The organism is Chroococcus sp. FPU101, assembly GCF_017312365.1.
Taxonomy (GTDB): domain Bacteria; phylum Cyanobacteriota; class Cyanobacteriia; order Cyanobacteriales; family Microcystaceae; genus Chroococcus.
Window position 1 is genome coordinate 1 of the sequence record NZ_BLJI01000037.1, and the last position, 17,289, is coordinate 17,289.

At 35.0% G+C, this 17,289-nt stretch carries 16 protein-coding genes; 8 read left to right on the forward strand and 8 right to left on the reverse strand.

Going from position 1 to position 17,289, the window contains the following annotated elements:
* The first annotated feature begins 174 nt into the window (after positions 1-174).
* A complete protein-coding gene (locus CFPU101_RS21110; protein WP_307730468.1) occupies positions 175-639 on the forward strand; it encodes a Uma2 family endonuclease in 465 nt (154 codons plus the stop codon).
* Here the strand turns inward: CFPU101_RS21110 and CFPU101_RS21115 are convergent.
* Entirely contained in the window at positions 636-2,795 is a 2,160-nt protein-coding gene (locus tag CFPU101_RS21115; RefSeq protein ID WP_277988787.1) for a Tex family protein, read from the reverse strand. The two genes, CFPU101_RS21110 and CFPU101_RS21115, sit on opposite strands and share 4 nt — an antisense overlap.
* 101 nt (positions 2,796-2,896) lie before the next feature.
* On the opposite strand from CFPU101_RS21115, the gene CFPU101_RS21120 reads away from it, so the two are divergent.
* The 4 genes from CFPU101_RS21120 (at position 2,897) to CFPU101_RS21135 (ending at position 5,892) form a co-directional block, all read left to right on the forward strand.
* Positions 2,897-3,205: a carbon dioxide-concentrating mechanism protein CcmK gene (locus CFPU101_RS21120; protein ID WP_206817322.1), complete on the forward strand. Its 309-nt coding sequence runs from the start codon at positions 2,897-2,899 to the stop codon at positions 3,203-3,205.
* A gap of 107 nt (positions 3,206-3,312) precedes the next feature.
* Positions 3,313-3,666, forward strand: coding sequence for a carbon dioxide-concentrating mechanism protein CcmK (locus CFPU101_RS21125; protein WP_206817324.1), 354 nt, complete (start codon positions 3,313-3,315; stop codon positions 3,664-3,666).
* A gap of 482 nt (positions 3,667-4,148) precedes the next feature.
* Positions 4,149-4,751 (forward strand): YsnF/AvaK domain-containing protein, encoded by a 603-nt coding sequence (locus tag CFPU101_RS21130; protein WP_206817326.1) that lies wholly within the window; start codon positions 4,149-4,151, stop codon positions 4,749-4,751.
* Positions 4,752-4,866: 115 nt separating this feature from the next.
* Complete coding sequence (locus CFPU101_RS21135; protein WP_206817328.1) at positions 4,867-5,892, forward strand: YsnF/AvaK domain-containing protein; 1,026 nt, start codon at positions 4,867-4,869, stop codon at positions 5,890-5,892.
* A gap of 84 nt (positions 5,893-5,976) precedes the next feature.
* Here the strand turns inward: CFPU101_RS21135 and CFPU101_RS21140 are convergent, their stop codons facing one another.
* Both CFPU101_RS21140 and CFPU101_RS21145 read right to left on the reverse strand, forming a co-directional pair.
* Complete coding sequence (locus CFPU101_RS21140; protein WP_206817330.1) at positions 5,977-6,615, reverse strand: cadmium resistance transporter; 639 nt, start codon at positions 6,613-6,615, stop codon at positions 5,977-5,979.
* 44 nt (positions 6,616-6,659) lie between these two features.
* Positions 6,660-7,574: a cation diffusion facilitator family transporter gene (locus CFPU101_RS21145; protein ID WP_206817398.1), complete on the reverse strand. Its 915-nt coding sequence runs from the start codon at positions 7,572-7,574 to the stop codon at positions 6,660-6,662.
* 217 nt (positions 7,575-7,791) lie between these two features.
* On the opposite strand from CFPU101_RS21145, the gene CFPU101_RS21150 reads away from it, so the two are divergent.
* Entirely contained in the window at positions 7,792-8,136 is a 345-nt protein-coding gene (locus CFPU101_RS21150) for a hypothetical protein (RefSeq protein ID WP_206817332.1), read from the forward strand.
* Between the two features lie 4 nt (positions 8,137-8,140).
* On the opposite strand, the gene CFPU101_RS21155 is transcribed toward CFPU101_RS21150, so the two are convergent.
* From CFPU101_RS21155 to CFPU101_RS21170, 4 genes are read right to left on the reverse strand one after another with little or no spacing between them, the layout of a single operon-like run.
* Positions 8,141-8,764 (reverse strand): hypothetical protein, encoded by a 624-nt coding sequence (locus CFPU101_RS21155; RefSeq protein WP_206817333.1) that lies wholly within the window; start codon positions 8,762-8,764, stop codon positions 8,141-8,143.
* A gap of 3 nt (positions 8,765-8,767) precedes the next feature.
* The gene (locus tag CFPU101_RS21160) at positions 8,768-10,372 is read right to left on the reverse strand and encodes a methyl-accepting chemotaxis protein (RefSeq protein ID WP_206817335.1); all 1,605 of its coding nucleotides are present in this window, start codon (positions 10,370-10,372) and stop codon (positions 8,768-8,770) included.
* 26 nt (positions 10,373-10,398) lie between these two features.
* Positions 10,399-13,665, reverse strand: coding sequence for a tubulin-like doman-containing protein (locus CFPU101_RS21165; protein ID WP_206817337.1), 3,267 nt, complete (start codon positions 13,663-13,665; stop codon positions 10,399-10,401).
* A gap of 18 nt (positions 13,666-13,683) precedes the next feature.
* Positions 13,684-14,832, reverse strand: a complete 1,149-nt coding sequence (locus CFPU101_RS21170; protein WP_206817339.1) for a vWA domain-containing protein — start codon at positions 14,830-14,832, stop codon at positions 13,684-13,686.
* Between the two features lie 169 nt (positions 14,833-15,001).
* On the opposite strand from CFPU101_RS21170, the gene CFPU101_RS21175 reads away from it, so the two are divergent.
* Positions 15,002-15,718: a Uma2 family endonuclease gene (locus tag CFPU101_RS21175; RefSeq protein WP_206817341.1), complete on the forward strand. Its 717-nt coding sequence runs from the start codon at positions 15,002-15,004 to the stop codon at positions 15,716-15,718.
* A 17-nt stretch (positions 15,719-15,735) separates the two neighbouring features.
* Here the strand turns inward: CFPU101_RS21175 and CFPU101_RS21180 are convergent, their stop codons facing one another.
* On the reverse strand, positions 15,736-15,978 hold the full coding sequence (locus CFPU101_RS21180; protein WP_206817343.1) for a DUF4327 family protein: 243 nt from the start codon (positions 15,976-15,978) through the stop codon (positions 15,736-15,738).
* Between the two features lie 669 nt (positions 15,979-16,647).
* On the opposite strand from CFPU101_RS21180, the gene rplC reads away from it, so the two are divergent.
* The gene (rplC, locus tag CFPU101_RS21185; protein ID WP_206817345.1) at positions 16,648-17,286 is read left to right on the forward strand and encodes a 50S ribosomal protein L3; all 639 of its coding nucleotides are present in this window, start codon (positions 16,648-16,650) and stop codon (positions 17,284-17,286) included.
* Positions 17,287-17,289: the final 3 nt, after the last annotated feature.

Sequence of the window (17,289 nt, forward strand, 5' to 3'; positions counted from 1 at the left end):
GACTTTTGCAAGAAGTCTATTAAATTAGCGAAAATAATTAAAATATTAATACCAAGTAGCTGAGTGATCGATTATGTCTGTAGAGATCAATCAATCGATGCGTTGGACAACGGCGGATCTTGAATTATTACCCGATGATGGCTCTCGTTATGAAATCATCAATGGAGAACTTTTGTGACTCGATCGCCCCATGTCCTACATCAAACAACTTGCGTCAAAATGGCGACTCAGTTAGAAAATTGGTCAGATCAAACAGGTAATGGTGTTGTAATTTTTGCTCCTAGTATCATTTTTACAGATGCAGATAATGTAATACCTGATTTAATTTGGGTAAGTTCAGAACGTTTAGAGCAAGTTATTGATGATGCAGGACATTTAACGGGTGCACCAGAATTAGTAGTAGAAGTATTATCACCAGATAAAGATCAAGAAAGACGAGATAAACAGCTAAAGCTTAAGTTATATTCTGCCAAAGGGGTTCATGAATATTGGATTGTTGATCGACAAAAACAACAAATAGAAGTTTATCGTCGAGATAATGCAGCGTTAACATTAGTTATGACTTTATATCCGAGTGATACACTAACCAGTCCTCTTTTACCTGGGTCTAGCTGTTTAATAAGTTGTATCTTCATCTAGACATCTTTCATCGATAAGCTAATTCTTTTTAGTTTTTCATTAACTTCAATTACTTTTACTTTAACGACTTGACCAACTTTAACGATTTGTTTGGGATCTGATACAAATTGATTAGCAAGTTGGGAAATATGTACTAAACCATCTTGATGTACACCAACATCCACAAATGCACCGAAATTGACTACATTGGTTACGACACCTTCTAAAATTAATCCTTCCTTAAGATCGGAAATTTCCTTGATTTCTGCTTCAAAAGTTGCATACCTAAATTCTTCTCTTGGATCGCGTCCTGGTTTTTCTAATTCTTGAATGACATCTTTTAAGGTGGGTAAACCTATCGTATCCGTAACAAATTTTTTTAAATCTAATGATTTAAGTTGTTGATGTTGTTGACTAATTTTAGAAATAGGTATTTTTAAAAAAGATGCGATCGCTTCTACCGTTTTATAACTTTCGGGATGTACTGCGGTATTATCTAATGGATTTTCACCCTCTCGTATTCTTAAAAAACCTGCTGCTTGTTCAAATGCTTTGGCACCAAGTTTAGGGACTTTTAATAATTCTTTTCGATTCTTAAATTTTCCGATTTGATTCCGATAAATCACAATATTATTTGCTACAGTTGCATTAATTCCAGATACAAATGTTAATAATTCTTTTGATGCTGTATTCAAATCTACACCAACATAATTAACACAACTTTCGACGGTTTCATCTAATTTTTTCTTAAGTAATTTTTGGTCAACATCATGCTGATATTGTCCGACACCGATTGATTTTGGCTCAATCTTAACTAATTCGGCTAATGGATCTTGTAAACGTCTACCGATACTAATTGCACCTCTAATTGTGACATCAAGTTCAGGAAATTCTTCTCTAGCAACATCAGAAGCAGAATAGATAGATGCCCCTGATTCATTGACTATTACTTTTATCGGTTTTTGCTCTAAATTTTTAATGATTTCTGAGATAAATTGATCGGTTTCACGAGATGCAGTACCGTTGCCAATAGCGATTAATTTGATTTGATGTTTTTGAATTAATTTTTTAATGACTTCTTTGGCTTCTTGTAGTTGTTTTTCACTGCCAAAAGGATAAATCGTTTGATATTCTAAAAATTGTCCTGTTTCCGATAAAATAGCGACTTTACAACCTGTTCTAAACCCTGGATCTACCGCTAATGTCGGTTTCATGCCAGCAGGTGAAGCTAATAATAGATTTCTTAAATTTTCTTCAAACGTTGTAATTGATTCTAGATCCGCCCATTGTTTTTTTAGGAGACGAATTTCACGAATTAGCGACGGCTTCATCAAACGATTAAAAGAATCTTTGAGTAGTTGTAGATAAAATTCTTTAATTTGTGGCGTTCTGGTTTTAATTTCTTGGGAGGTTAAATAAGTCATAACCCTTGACTCATCAAAATCAATATCTACAGATAAAATATTTTCTGTTTCCCCACGAAAAAGAGCTAAAATATGATGCGGTGCTGCTTTTTTGAGTGAAATCTGAAAGTTCCGATACATTTCATATTTAGTAGTTCCTTCGAGATGTTCAGCTTTAATTCGAGCCGTAAAAACACCATCTGTCATCAGATAGTCTCGTAAATAGGCTCTTAAATTAGCTTTATCAGCAATTTCTTCAGCTAAGATATCAGATGCTCCTTCTAAGGCTTCTGTGGTTGTTTTAATTCCGTTTTTTTCAGAAATATATTGTTTAGCTTCTTGTTCTAGATCTAAATGTTTAGCTTGAGGAGTATTGAGTGATTTAATTAAATTGGCTAAAGATTCTAAACCTTTTTCTCTCGCAATTGTCGCCTTTGTGCGTCGTTTAGGTTTGTAGGGTAAATATAAATCCTCTAATTCGGTTTTAAGTAAGCAAGATTCAATTTGGGTTTTAAGTTCCCTACTCAGTTTATTTTGAGTGGCAATCGATTCTAAAATAGTCTCTTTACGTTGTTCTAATTCTGTTAAATAAGTAGCTCGTTCGACAATTAATCTCAATTGAACTTCATCTAATGAGCCAGTTTTTTCTTTACGGTATCGAGCAATAAAAGGAATCGTTGCACCTTCTGTTAATAAATCTAAAACATTTTGGACTCTTGGGGTTGAAATGGATAATTCAGAGGCGATGAGTTGAGGAATATCCAGTTTTGACATGAGCTACTTTACAAGTCTATTTAATGAAACCACTCTAACATAAGCTATAATGAAGCGTTGCTGCTTTCATTATGAGACTCTAAACGAGGAGACGATAAGCCATGCCCCAAGCAGTCGGTGTCATTCAAACGCTAGGCTTTCCCCCTGTTTTAGCGGCGGCTGATGCAATGGTAAAGGGTGGACGAGTTACTTTAGTATACTTTGATCTGGCTGAACGATCGGAGTTTGTCGTAGCAATTCGCGGGCCAGTTTCTGAAGTTACACTCGCAGTAGCAGTAGGAATTAAAGCAGCCGAAAGTTGTTACGGAGGAAATGTTGTGAGTCATTATATTGTACCCAACCCACCCGAAAATGTTTTAGCAGTTTTACCGATCGCATACAACGCTAAGGTAGAACGTTTTCGCACTTAGTCTATAGCGATTTGGTTCAATTTGAACTATAGTTAATGACTGGGAAGATTCTATGAACGCAAATTTTATTGTTTATCCCTAAAGAAAAGAAACTAGGAGTTTGAGATATGCCAGCACAAGCCGTCGGTTCCATTGAGACAAAAGGGTTTCCAGGGATTTTAGCAGCAGCAGACGCAATGGTAAAAGCAGGACGGATTACTATTGTAGGTTATCTTAGAGCAGGTAGCGCACGTTTTACGCTTAATATTCGTGGCGATGTTCAAGAAGTCAAAACAGCTATGGCGGCAGGGATTGAAGCAGTTAATAAAACCGAAGGCGCAACCGTTGAAACTTGGGTGATTATTCCTCGTCCTCATGAAAATGTGATCGCGGTTTTACCGATTGACTTTAGTGATGATGTTGAACCCTTTAGACTTGCGGCTGAAGGTCAAGCTTTACCGCCCAATGGTGGTAGACGCTAAGGACAGTAGTCAGTAAACAGTAATTAGTAAACAGTAAAATAGTCAAATCAACTTTCATACTGATTACTGCTAACTGATGACTGATGACTGCAAAGGGTGATAAGTGATAAGGCTTAAAACGTTATATTTGTCAAATATTAGACTTAAAAATTAACTAAATTTAAACAATTATTATTTTAAAATATGCAGTGATGTATACTGCATAACAAGTTTATTGAAAATGTTTTTAATTGTTAAGCTCTTGATCTGACTTGAGATGTATTTTATTGATCTATCAAAAGATTTTTAAACCCTAAATAGTAGTAGCTCATCTTTATTATTATTTTGCTAAAACTTTGACTAGATAAGCTTTATAATCCTTGTATAACTTAAGATACTTATGATTTGGCTCATCTTTTAAGCTCTTTTAATCTATCTAATGGTATTAGAAATTTAAAAAATCTGTGTGTTACGATGCAATTGTTCATTAAAGGTTTTCGATCGTGCAAATTGTACGAAATGATGGACAACTGGCAACCGTAACCCAACGCATTTCCCGCACGGGTTATCCCGATCAACTGGTTTTATCCTTTGATGACGGAACTGGAATAACTATAGCTGAGGATGCACTCATTAAACAAAGTGATGGCACCTATTTAATTCCTCTTGATCAAACGATGCTAACCAATAGTGAGTTAGCTTCTCTCGACAATCATCAGCAGATTATTGTCCCTGTGATCAAAGAAGAGTTACAGGTTAGTAAACAGGAAGTTACCAAAGGGGTGGTTCGCGTCACCACACGAGTTAATTCTCATGAGGAACTTGTCGATGAGCCTTTATTACACGAATGGGTATCCGTTGATCGCATTCCGGTGAATCAGTTGATTGATGGAGATTTACCACAAGTCCGTGAAGAAAACGGCGTAATGGTAATTCCAATTATCGAAGAAGTCCTAGTGATTGAAAAAAAAGTTTTGCTCAGGGAAGAAGTTCATCTGACGAAGCGTAAGGCAATGGTGAGAAAACCACAACAGATTGTTTTGCGATCGCAGTCAGTCGAAGTCGAAAGATTTCAGTCTGAAGCAACTGATCAACCGAGCAGTTAAACTAGCGACTTTTTCAAAACTTTAAACAGTTTTATTCCCTAAATGTACTACCTGCGAATCACGTGGGAAGTGTTGTCTTGAAAAAATTATCTGATTTAAAAAGGAGCAAAACTCTATGCAAACGATTTTTGGTTTATTTGATAACCACGAAGCAGTCAAAGCGGTTTATGAAGATCTGCTACAAGAGGGGATCAACCCAAGAGATATCGAAGTTCTCCGCCGTACTAATACAAGTGAACTAAATCAACTCAAAAGCAGTGTCGATGACCCTGATATAGACTTTTATCTCGAAAGTGTTGACAAAGGTGGCACATTAGTCACAGTTGATACATCTGAAAACAAAGCGCAACGGGTTGCTGAAATCTTAATTAGTCATGGCATGATTGATGTAGATACACACGCTGAAACCCTCAGAGCGCAAGGTAGTAATGTTCAATTACGCAACTACAACGAGCAAGATCAAGTAATAACAGGAGTTAACGAAACTTCAAGAGTTGCACCAGGTAACAATGATCAAGTCCTACAAGTGGTTGAAGAATCTTTAGCGGTTGGTAAGCGCGAGGTTGAAAGAGGTCGTGTACGAATCTACAATCGGATTACAGAACGTGCTGTAGAAGAAAATATTGGATTACGCGATGAGACAATTAATGTTGAAAGACGGCCTGTTAACCGTGAGTTAAGAGGTGATGAACTCAATACAGCATTCCAAGAACGTTCTTTTGAAATGACTGAAGTTGATGAAGAAGCGATTGTAGCTAAAACAGTACGTGTTGTTGAAGAAGTTGTAATTAGTAAAGATGTTGCAGATCGAGTAGAAACAATTAGAGATACAGTGCGCCGCAGCGATGTCCAAGTTGAGGAAATCTCTTCTCAAAATCCTTCTACTAATCGTCAATATACTGACTATGATACTGACTTCCGTAGCTACTATGATCGTGAACTGAGTGGTGGTGGAATGTCATATGATCAATACAATCCTGCTTTCCGCTATGGTTATCAACTAGCTGAACACTACCCTGGACGAAATTGGAGTGATGTAGAAGCAGAAGCACATCGGATGTGGGAAGAAAGAAACCCTGGCACTTGGGAGCGTTTTCACTCAATTATTCGTCATTCTTACGAGAGAGTAAACGCTAAGTAAACTCTTATCGTTTACTATTAATAGTTGTAATACTTGTTTGAATAAAGAGGCACAATGATTAAGATTGTGGCTCTTATTTCTTGTCTAAAAATTAGTGAATAATAGATACGATTTGTTCTCGATTATAATAAATATTCCTAATGCGAGCAATACCCAAGGAGTAATTTTTTCACCATAATGAGTGAGAAATCGAGCAAGTACGGGGTGTCTAGTTAGCAAAAAAGCAGTATAACACCAAATTCCCAACATTACATAAAAAATTCCGACTAACACCCAAAACTGAACTAAAGTACCACTGGCAAACAAAGGGACATAAATTCCAATATTGTCACCGCCATTAGCTACGGTTACGGCTGCAACACTATACGTTTCTTTACTTAAAATTCTGGATAATAGTTTGGGTGATGAAGCGGTTTCTGACGATATCAATTGTATTTCGTCATTTTCGTCTTCTTTTTTGAATAAAGATTTTATTCCAATATAAATAGGGACTAAACCGAGTAAACCAATCCAAGCTTCAGGAACTAATAAACCGCCAAATAATCCTGGTAAACTGAAAAGAATTAATATCGTAAATCCCAAATACTGTCCGATTACTATTTGTCGCGTTCCGAATTTAGCCTGATTTTTGGAAAAAAACAGCATTAATAACAAAATATCATCAATATTAGTGGCGATAAAACTGGTTATCCCTGCGATTAATGTTGTTAGAAACCAATTCATATAGGCTATTTGTTACATTTCTTTAGATTATATGATCGCAAAGTCTATTCATGACGAAACATTTCGGATGATTCATAACTCAAAGGTTCAACATGAATCACAACTCGTACGGGACTATATTTCTCTTCTAGTCGCTTTTCGATTTCTTCAGTAATTTGATGTGCAGTCATCACGTCATCTGCATTGACAATTAAGTGCATCTCGATAAACACCTGTCGTCCGACAATTCCCCGTGAAGCAATATCATGACAGTTAACCACACGTGGAACTGACATCACAATTTGATGTATTTCTTCGGGTGGGATGGCAATTTCATCGACTAACCAAGGGATATTTTCTTTGAGAACTGTCCAACCACTAGAAAATACCATTAAAGCGACGGGAAAAGCGAATAAGACATCTAATGATTGTAATTGGGGAAAATTCCAAGTTTGTCCAATCCAAATACCGATTAATCCTGCTAAAACGGCGATCGTTACCCAAATATCACTCATGGTATGGTAAGCATCAGCGATTAAAATGGGGCTACCGATTCGTTTTCCCACTCGTCTTTCATAAAACGCCACAAAAATATTAACGCCCAATACCAGCAAGAGTATCCATAACTCAGTTTTACCGACTCTAACCGTTTCTCCACTGTGAATAAGGCGATCAACCGCGCTACTAACGATTTCAAAACAAGCGATTCCTAAAAAAGCAGCAATCCCCAACGCCCCCAAACCTTCATATTTTTGATGTCCGTAGGGATGTTCTCGATCAGGATGAGGTGAGGAAAAACGGTTTGCGACTAGCCCTAAGACGTTATTCGCACTATCTGTAACGCTATGAAGGGCATCTGCTTGTAAACTCAAAGAACCAATTTTTAAGCCAACCCATCCTTTTAAAGCCATCACGAAAAGGTTTAAAAAAAGAGTTAATAGCAAGACTTTTTGAACTTCAGAACGATTGTCGCGTATCACAATGCTTACCACAAAAATTTGCTTATCTTTATTCTATTAATTTTGTAAAGAAAAACATTCTAATCCTTATCAGCTATTGACTTTAGCTATCTTTTGTGTAAAGAAATGGTGTGGTTTATTGAGATATTTTGTAACAAAGAATTACTAGAGGTATAATTGTTTGGTAGATTCATCAGTTGTAGAAAAAAAAAGATTTTCATTAACTGACTGATTAGCTATGGCGCAACTAACCCTCAATCTTGTTCAAGGTTCTGTTTCTTTCAGTTTTTCATCAGAAGCAGCACAAGATCTTAAGCAACACATCAATCAACTGATGCAGAGTTTAAAAGCGATCGCATCTAACACATCGAGTGGAGGTAAACCCAAACCTCAAAAACCGATGGAATATCGCTACACAGGTGATATTTTTCTCGAAGTCTTCTGTAACCCCAATATCTACCCCAGTCCCTTTGCTGCTAAAGTGTTGTTAACGGTAAGAGACGATCGTCTTCGTTTGACCACAGAAGCCGAATTAATGCGTCTTATTGAAGATCTAGATCAGTTTCTCAGTCAGGTTGCTTAATTTCCTAATTTTGTTGTTTTCCTGGGGGAATAAAACGAATTTCGATTCGTCTTCTATCTTCGTTATTTTTGCGATCTAATGAAGCAAGTTCCCCTGAAGGTAAATAGAGTTGAGCCGCAGAATATGCCCTAAAGTCTAGATTATTGAATTGATTGGTGTTTTTAATTTCTTGAATAACGGCTAAGGCTCGCATTAATCCTAAATCAGCATTAGAACCCGCTTTTAGGCTTGTTACAGATGCTTCACGATTAGCCACTTTTTCGAGCATTTTATCTAAGTTTCCTACACTCCCGATCTCTTGACCATCCGTATGACCAATCACCTGTATAAAATCAACATCATGGGTTTTAGCAATCTGTTTTATACTCGGAATAATCTCTTTAGCTATATATTTTTTTAAATCAGTATTTAATTCTGCGCTCCCTGATTTAAACTTAAAATTTCCTGATTGTTCATCAATAATAATGGGTGCTGCTGCTTGTAACTTTTGATTTAAGAATTGCGCTTGTAACAGAGCCATCAGTAAAAATAAGCTCAAAATCATAAACGCATTCGTCATTAAATCTGTAAATGCAGGAAAGACATTCAATTCCTCAGCATCAGTTCTAGAATAAGTTCGCCTTTTCATTATTTAATAATTTTTATTATTTTTTGTTAATCCATCAAAATTAGTGGGTTGAGTTAGCTGTTTTTCTATACTCTGTAAGTTTTTAGATAGATTAATTTCTAAATGTCCGATTGATTCAAGTAATTTTTTTAATAGTTTTATTAACTGCTCTTGTCCTGTTGCTTCATACTTTAACCGATTATCAGTAATAGTAACCAAATTAGATATTTGATTTGTTAACTGTTTAAAATCAGTTTCTGTTGTGTTGATCTGTTGAATAGTTTTTTGTAATAAATTAGTGGTGTTTTCTAAGGGTTTAGTACCTTGATTTAACTGCAATACAGCAAGCTCAAATAAACTTTCTATGCCTTCTAGTTTTTTAGTTGCTTTAGTTAATTGTTCTGCAAACTCATTTTCTTTAAATGTTTGCGAGGCTTTTAAGAATTCAGTAGAACCTTCTTTTAACTGACTTGAATAAATATCTAATTTTGTATAAACTTTCGTTGCCAATTGACTAGATTCTAAATTTCCATCTACTAATCGATCAACATCATTTTTAAACTGTAATGTTAATTGTGTCAGATTTTGATGAGTATTCGCTAATTCTATTACTGTTTTTTCTAAATTTTCGGAAAACTTGCTATTTTCTATTTTTTGTGACGCACCTTGAAAAACGACGGCACTTTGTCCAATGACATTAGCATAATCTCTCACTTTCGGTAATACTTCACTTAACGCAATTACTTCTTGATTAACTGAACCGATAGAACTTTTAAAAGTATTTGCACCTTGTGATAAAGTTCCAGAAACTTCCATCAATCTATTACAAATCGTCATTACTAACTGTTGTGCTTGTGCGTTTGCATCAGTCATTTTTCTAGTTTCTTTTCCGATTGTTGTTTCTAAAACATTCCCTACTCTCTCATGAAAACGTGTTAAAAACTCATTTTGTTGATCAACCATACGATTTACTGCTTTGTCTAGACGGGTACTTCCTTCTAAAGTTGGTTGTAAAACATTATCTAAATAATCAGCAAGTGAACTCATTAATAAGTTTTTTGATAAATTTGTATTCCAACGAATATTAACTAAAGTCAAAATTGAACTACAAAGAATGCCAATTAAACTGGTAAAAAAAGCAATCCCCATCCCTTGTAAGGGTTGTTGAATTTGAGAAATTAGTTGATTGACATCACTAAATTGTGCTTGATTGATAGTTTGGCTCAGATTTTGTAAATTAATTGTAATACCAATAAAAGTACCTAATAATCCAAAAGCTAATAGTAAATTAGGTAGAACTCTACAAAAATAATCCCACTTTTCACAATTTAAGGAAAAGCCAAAACAATCAAACTTTTCTTGAATATAGGTTCCATCAATTAAAGCATCTGTGTTAACCTGTTCTATATTAAAACTTGCTATTCTAAATCTTTCCTCTAAAGTAGTAACAATTTTTGGTTTAATTCCAGACGATTCTCCTCGTAATAATCTTCTAAGTTTATTGATAATGTCTCTTTGATGAGCATAAAGTTTAGAACGCATTGTAATAGATATTAGTGTCGGAAATATGACAAGAAACGCCGTCATTAATAATAAATATGGCGGAATAATCTTCAACCAATCAGACATAAATAAAACCTCTAAGTAATTTTGAATTAAATTCCTAAAATACGTTTTTTAGCAGCTTTAAATTCTTCATCAGTTAAATAGCCTTTCTCTTTCATATCAATCAATTTTTCAAGTTCTGACATTGAATTTTGTTGAGGTAAAACTTTCTGCTGACTATTTTCTTCTAGTTCAGATTCTACAACTTCCCCCGTTAAAATAGGTTGACTATTGGTATTGTTAATAGATGCGGTCACTTGTGGAGCAAAAGCTGGTAGTAAATTTCGGATTTCAAAACAGAAATGCTGAATAATTCCTTCTTTAGCTAATTCTTTATCAGTTGCTTTTGCACCGATGACTTTACTTTGATCAAGATAGTTAATATCTTCTTTTGATAGTCCATCAACTCGATCAATAAATTTAAGAATTTTTTCAGGAAAATAATGAGTATGCCATTGATTGGGTTGTGCTTTTATTTCTGCCTTAAATTGCTCAAGTTGATCGCTCAAAGCTTTGGCAATATCTTGACGTTTAGCCAGTTGTTCGACAGCTTCACGCCATACAGAACTTAGTAAAATAGCTTCTTCTGTACGACGAAATTGATCGTAATAATACAATTCAAATTTATCAATTTGTGGATTATATTTTAATATATCAAGAGCAATGCTAGGAAAAAAGGTATGTTCAATTTGTTCAATTTGATTAGCATCTGGGGGAAGGATGTCAAAAAACTCAGCAGAGTAATCATTATGTACAAAAGATTGTGCTAGTCTGATTTGTCTTTCATATAGCTGTCGCATTTGTTCCAAACCGCTAACGATTCTTAATGGAAAAGCACCATATTCATGAACAATAATAATTTCATCTTCTGCTTGCATTGGTTTTAAAACACTATTGGCAATTCCTATATCTTTTTGTAAGATTTCTTTGAATTGTCTGATTTCAGGTTCATCTTTGTCTTTAAAACCAATAATTTTAATGGTTTTCCCTGGATCATCAAAATAGCGAGTAGCACTAATATTAATGGGTAAAAGTGGTTCTGATTCTTGTAAAATCTGCTCTAGACGTTTAGAACGTTCTGATATTGGATAATGTTCTAGAAAACGCTTGATTACTGATTGAACTTGCTCACCACGAGAAATAAACTGACGTTCAACAGTATTGTTAATAACTTGTTTTAACTGTGGTTCTTCTATTGTAGAAGGTTTAATTAAATGACTAAGTGTTTGATTTTTTCCAAAACGTTCGATAATCTTTAAACTAACTGAAACCAGTTGAGCATAAGGATCATTAACAGCCACAAAATCGCTGTAACAACTATCGATATCTTCTTCTGCCAGAATAGCCTCTCCACTCATTTCATCAAAGTTAACTTGTTTAAGATCAGATTCATTTTTTTCGTAGAAAAGGTTAAGATTTTGGAAGAGGATATTTAGATTATTCGTCTGATTACTCAAATTTTGTATATGTTGTTGCAGATTGCTACAGATTTTCATGGCTTCTTCAACTAATGCAACATCAAAATTATGTTTAATCAGTTGATGGATTTGCTGTACTCCATTTCTCGCTTCGGCTTGCATCTGTCCAATTTTATTTCTACCAAAGAAAGGTAAACTTTTTTGTTGTTGAAGATCATCAAGTATCTGCTTAGTATCCTGCCATTTTTTTTCTAGATCTTCTACACGATACATTTCTCTTAAATCCTGTTTTTGCTCCTCCAAACGTCTTTGAGCATCATTTAACTCCGTAAAAAATGCTTCTAACCAAGCTCTTGTATTATTAACTCCAAAATCTGCACTACCAGGATTTAGTAAACTTTCCCAATATTGTTCAATATCTCCTTTCAATTTCTCAGTTAAATTTATTCTAGATTTTTGAAGAAATGTTAACCAAATTCCTCGACTACTTTCGGTTTCTCCTGGTTGAACGGTGCGAAATTGTTCCCTTAATTTTCCTAGTAATTGTTGTATTACTCCTTCGATTTCATCTTGCGTTTTACACTCTTCTATGCTTCTATCTAAATTAGCTTTTCCAGTTTTTATCGTTTGACTAAAATTTTTATTAGTATCTTGAGTTAATTCATCGAGTTTTAAAATAAAATAATCTTTACTGGATTGCTCAGTAGTCCAATTAATTAGAAAGCGTTTAAGTAAAGTTTGTGCTTCAGGATTTTGACCTTTACCATTTAACCAAAATTTAGTCAAATTATATTCTAAACGATTAAATGCAACTTGAACGATAATATCACGAGTAAAATAAATAGAAGCTAGACCAAAAGTTAAAAAGCGTTGTGTCATCTTAAAGGGATGTTCATCAGTATGAATCATCTTTTCTCTTAGATTATCTCTCTGCTCTTTTAATGCTCCTGCAAGTTCTCCACAAAAATCTAGCGTTATTTTGTGAGCAATTACATTAGTTAATTTATTTTTATCAATAATTTTATAATCTTTTGCTGTTTGATTAGAAACAAGATAAGTATAATCAAAAGGGGGTCTACTTTCTTGAATTTCAATTAAATTCTGAGGATCGAAACAAGTATCATAAGTCGTTCGAGGAGTCGAATAATAATTTAATTCTTTTAAGGCTGCATAGACATTCGCACTCATATTCGGTGTATTACCGTATAGTTGCGGACAAACTACAAAATAACCAAAAAACTGTGTTTCTTTTTCGCTATAGATTCTTCTAACGGTATATGCAACATCTAAAAACATCCCGCTACCTGTGCCACCACACAGAGAACCAATCACAAAAATATTTAAACCAGGTTCAACACTAAAACCTTTTTTTAATAATACTGATTCATGTCCTCTTGTCCGATTTTCCGCACTTTCGATAGCTTTTTGAATTTTCCGAAAGTTGTGAAAAAATGTTAAGCGTCCTACTGGTCTAATTCCTTGCGCTCCTTGATCAATTGCTTTAACATCTTTAACTAATTGTGGTGGAAACCAACGCGCAATATGATGACATGGGCCAGGACGATTATACTTATATTGATCTTCTAATTCTCGACGAAATGTATTAACATCAACAGAGGACATTGTTGCAGCCACTCTTTCAGCATCAGTAAAGACAATTTCCTCACCTTGATATGTATTTCCTGTTCTTAAACCTGTAGATTGCAGGGACTCTTTATCTGTATCAATCGCTAAAAAACCAATGACAGGTAATTCATCTAAGCTACCGTATTTATCAATAATGAGCCGTCTGATTCTCATCAATACATCACGTCCCGTTCCTCCTAAACCAATACAAATAGTTCTTTTAATGACACGTGATTGACGTTCTTTAGGTTTACCTTGAAATTCTGTAACCATAGTTAGTTTAACCTATATTTATTTAATAATATTAATTTCTGTTTCAAAATCTCTACCCTTATTATCGGGGCAATTTAAGCGAATACGATTAGTTGTAATTTTTTCTTTGTTTTTGAGTTCTCTACCTTTATAAAATATCGGTTCTGCCTTCTTAGCAGGCTCTAAATATAAGTGATTTCCCTGACGTTTTAAATATCCTCTAATTTCATTACTAGGACTATAAATAGTATTGATTCCTTCGATTTCACCAATCGTAATTTTTTGATTATTTTTCAAATACAGTGTTTTAATTTCGTCATCTTTAGGTGAACTAACTTTTATTGTCCATCTTTTTTGTAATAAACGTAAATAATTTAAACCAAATAAACTAAGACCACTAACCACCAATAATAGAGAAATAGGAAGCCAAAGCTGATTAAATAAATATGAAGGCACTAAACAAGTTTGTTTTCCCCCTGGTGTTGGGGTACAAAATTCTTGAACACTAGGCGGAAGATCGACTACTGTTAGATTATAGGTCTGATTATTTTGAGTTGGAATAGATTGCGATCGCTCTTGACTTGGTAATCCTTTTACCCAATCAATCCAGCATTGTCTTTCTTGACTTTCTGTAGAATTCGCATTTCTAAAAGGACTATTTGCAGGTGTTTCGATCCAAACATCGGATGATATTCCTTCTTTTGTAAATAATGGTGCATCCGTTAACCAAATTACTGATTGCTCTTGAATTTGCTGATTATTTTTTAAACGAGTTTGATTGAGTTTAGCTAATTCTCGATAAATAAATAATTCGGCTTGCTGAATATCTGTATTTTGTAATTTTTTATCTGATTGAAAAGGAATAATTTGTAAAATTCGTTCCGTATCTTCTTTCTTATTTCTATAAAGAATCGATTTTTCGCTAGTTAAAGGATTCTCTTGAGGTTTTAGAGGATTAATACTAGAAGCAAAAGGAACAATATAAACTGAGTCACCTGGTTGTAAACTTTTCTCAACAATTTGACGTAATCTAATGCGCCCTTCATCATTTAAACCAACACTCTCGGTTAAATCAAGAGCTAAAACCACATTACGCCCGCCATTGAAACGCGCAACCCATTCTAAACCCGTTTTTTGCCATCGAGTCGGCGCAGTCCCAGAAATGACGCTCTGACAGTTTTTACTCAAAATAAGTTTTTTTGCTCTAATGGTTAGTTTTTTACCAGTTTAGATCCGATTTTGACATTGTGCTAGAGTTTCTAAATCTAAAATTTTTATAAAAAACTATAACTTTTTTAAAGTAAATAATTTTATAGACTATATATAATTAATCAAAAGCAAAATTTTTGATTGTCCTATGACCACTCAAATCGAAATCTTTCAATCACTTCTTGATCATACTCAACTTCCAGACTCTGATGGAACTTTTGTGAAAAACTTTCAAGAACACCCGCAAAGTATTTTATTAACCGAATCAATTTGGCAGATTTTAGAAACCATTCATCTAGATAAACAATTTTGTATTGGACAAGATAGTGGCATTTATTGGCGAATTACAGAACCACCTGAAAAAGGAGCAGAGGCACCCGATTGGTTTTATGTTCCTGATGTGCCGCCTACTTTAAATGGTATTCCACGTCGTTCGTATGTCATGTGGCAAGAAATTGTATCCCCTTTAATTGTTCTAGAATTTGTTTCGGGAACAGGAGTAGAAGAACGCGATCCTACACCCTATAAAGGTAAATTTTGGGTCTATGAAAAAGCAATTCGAGTCCCCTTTTATGGCATCTATGAAGTGAAAAAAGCATCCGTTGAGATGTATGCGCTATTAGAAGGACAATATCAACTGATGGAACCGAATGAACGGGGACATTATCCTATCCCACCATTAGGGGTAGAAATCGGAATTTGGCAAGGAGAATATCAAAACCAAAACTTTCCTTGGTTGCGTTGGTGGAATGAACAAGGAAATCTATTACTTACAGGAGACGAACGGGCAAAGCAAGAACGCCAACGAGCAGATCGCTTGGCTGCTAAACTAAAAGAAATGGGAATTAATCCAGATGAAGTTTAAATAATTCTTCGCCAACTTTAATCATCACGCCAGTTTTCTTTACCAATTAAATCTCCAATCGAATCTCTAAGTAAATAATCCCATTTTTCTAGCTCAGATTCGACACAGACCCATTCACGAGCAGGTATATACTGACAAAGGATATAAATCGGTTGTTGACGACTAATCGATCCTTGCTCAACTAGATGACGCGCTTCTTCTTGAAGCATATCAACAGAATAAATGGATCTTCGAGGCGAATCTAATGAAGGCGAAATCATATATAATCAATCCGTATCTCAATGATTCTAATTTTTTATAGTAATCGAGAATACACTGAAAAAATTAGTTTTTTAACTGTATCGTCAATTACAATTTATAACATTTTTTGTTAAAAGATTAAAAAATAAAGTTATTTCTTAACAATCACTTGAAAAATCATTTTTTATTCATTATTTTTAATTTTAAGTAGCACTGCAAACCTTCCCTTCAAAAAAAAATTAGCTTACCCCTTGATTTTATCATCCGTAATCTTGTATACTGTTTGATCGTGGTCAAGCAGAGTCTTAACATCTGGTAAAAATCAGGGCTAATAACTCACGTCGTCTTATGACTAGAAACCTTTCTGGTGAAATAAACCGACCTCTGAGGGTATAAGGTTAAGATTTCTTCACTTGGCGACCGTGACTAAAAATCATGGGCTGCTTTTGAGATACTGAAGTTTAATCCTTTAAGTCTTGTAAGCGTTAAGGCCAATCTATATTGTAACCAGGCCAACAAAATAAACTTATATTTTAAATCCTGGAAGCCACCCGTTGTTATTACCTAACAGATTAAAAAGGTAAAACGCCTGAGAACGCAAGTTAAACAAGTGGGGATAATTATTCTCACTGATTTAGTTGTGTTACTCAATTTTCATTATGTCGTTTAGTAAGTAAAAGGGAAAACCAGTGGCTGTCGGTATCCTTGGTACAAAACTGGGCATGACCCAAATTTTCGACTCAGAAAGCGGAATAGCAATCCCCGTGACTGTAGTCCAAGCAGGGCCATGTATTATTACCCAGGTCAAAACAAAAGAAACAGATGGATATAACTCCATCCAAGTTGGTTACAGAGAAACAAAAGAAAAAGCCCTCAATAAACCTCAACTCGGTCATCTCAAAAAATCGGGTGCTGCACCGTTGCGTCATCTAAAAGAATATCGCTTAGATGATCCAAACCAGTATCAACTCGGAGATGCCATTAAAGCAGATCTCTTTAATGTGGGCGATTTTGTTGATGTAGCAGGTACAACTATCGGTAGAGGGTTTGCTGGCTATCAAAAGCGTCATAACTTCAAGCGTGGACAAATGGCTCACGGTTCTAAAAACCATCGCCTACCAGGATCAACAGGAGCAGGAACAACTCCTGGTCGTGTTTACCCAGGAAAACGCATGGCGGGAAGATATGGAGGGACGCAAGTAACCATCCGTAAATTAACCGTCGTCAAAGTTGACATAGAACAGAACGTCATTCTGATTAAAGGAGCCGTTCCAGGTAAACCGGGTACCCTATTAGATATCACCCCAGCCAAAAAAGTAGGGAAGTAGAAC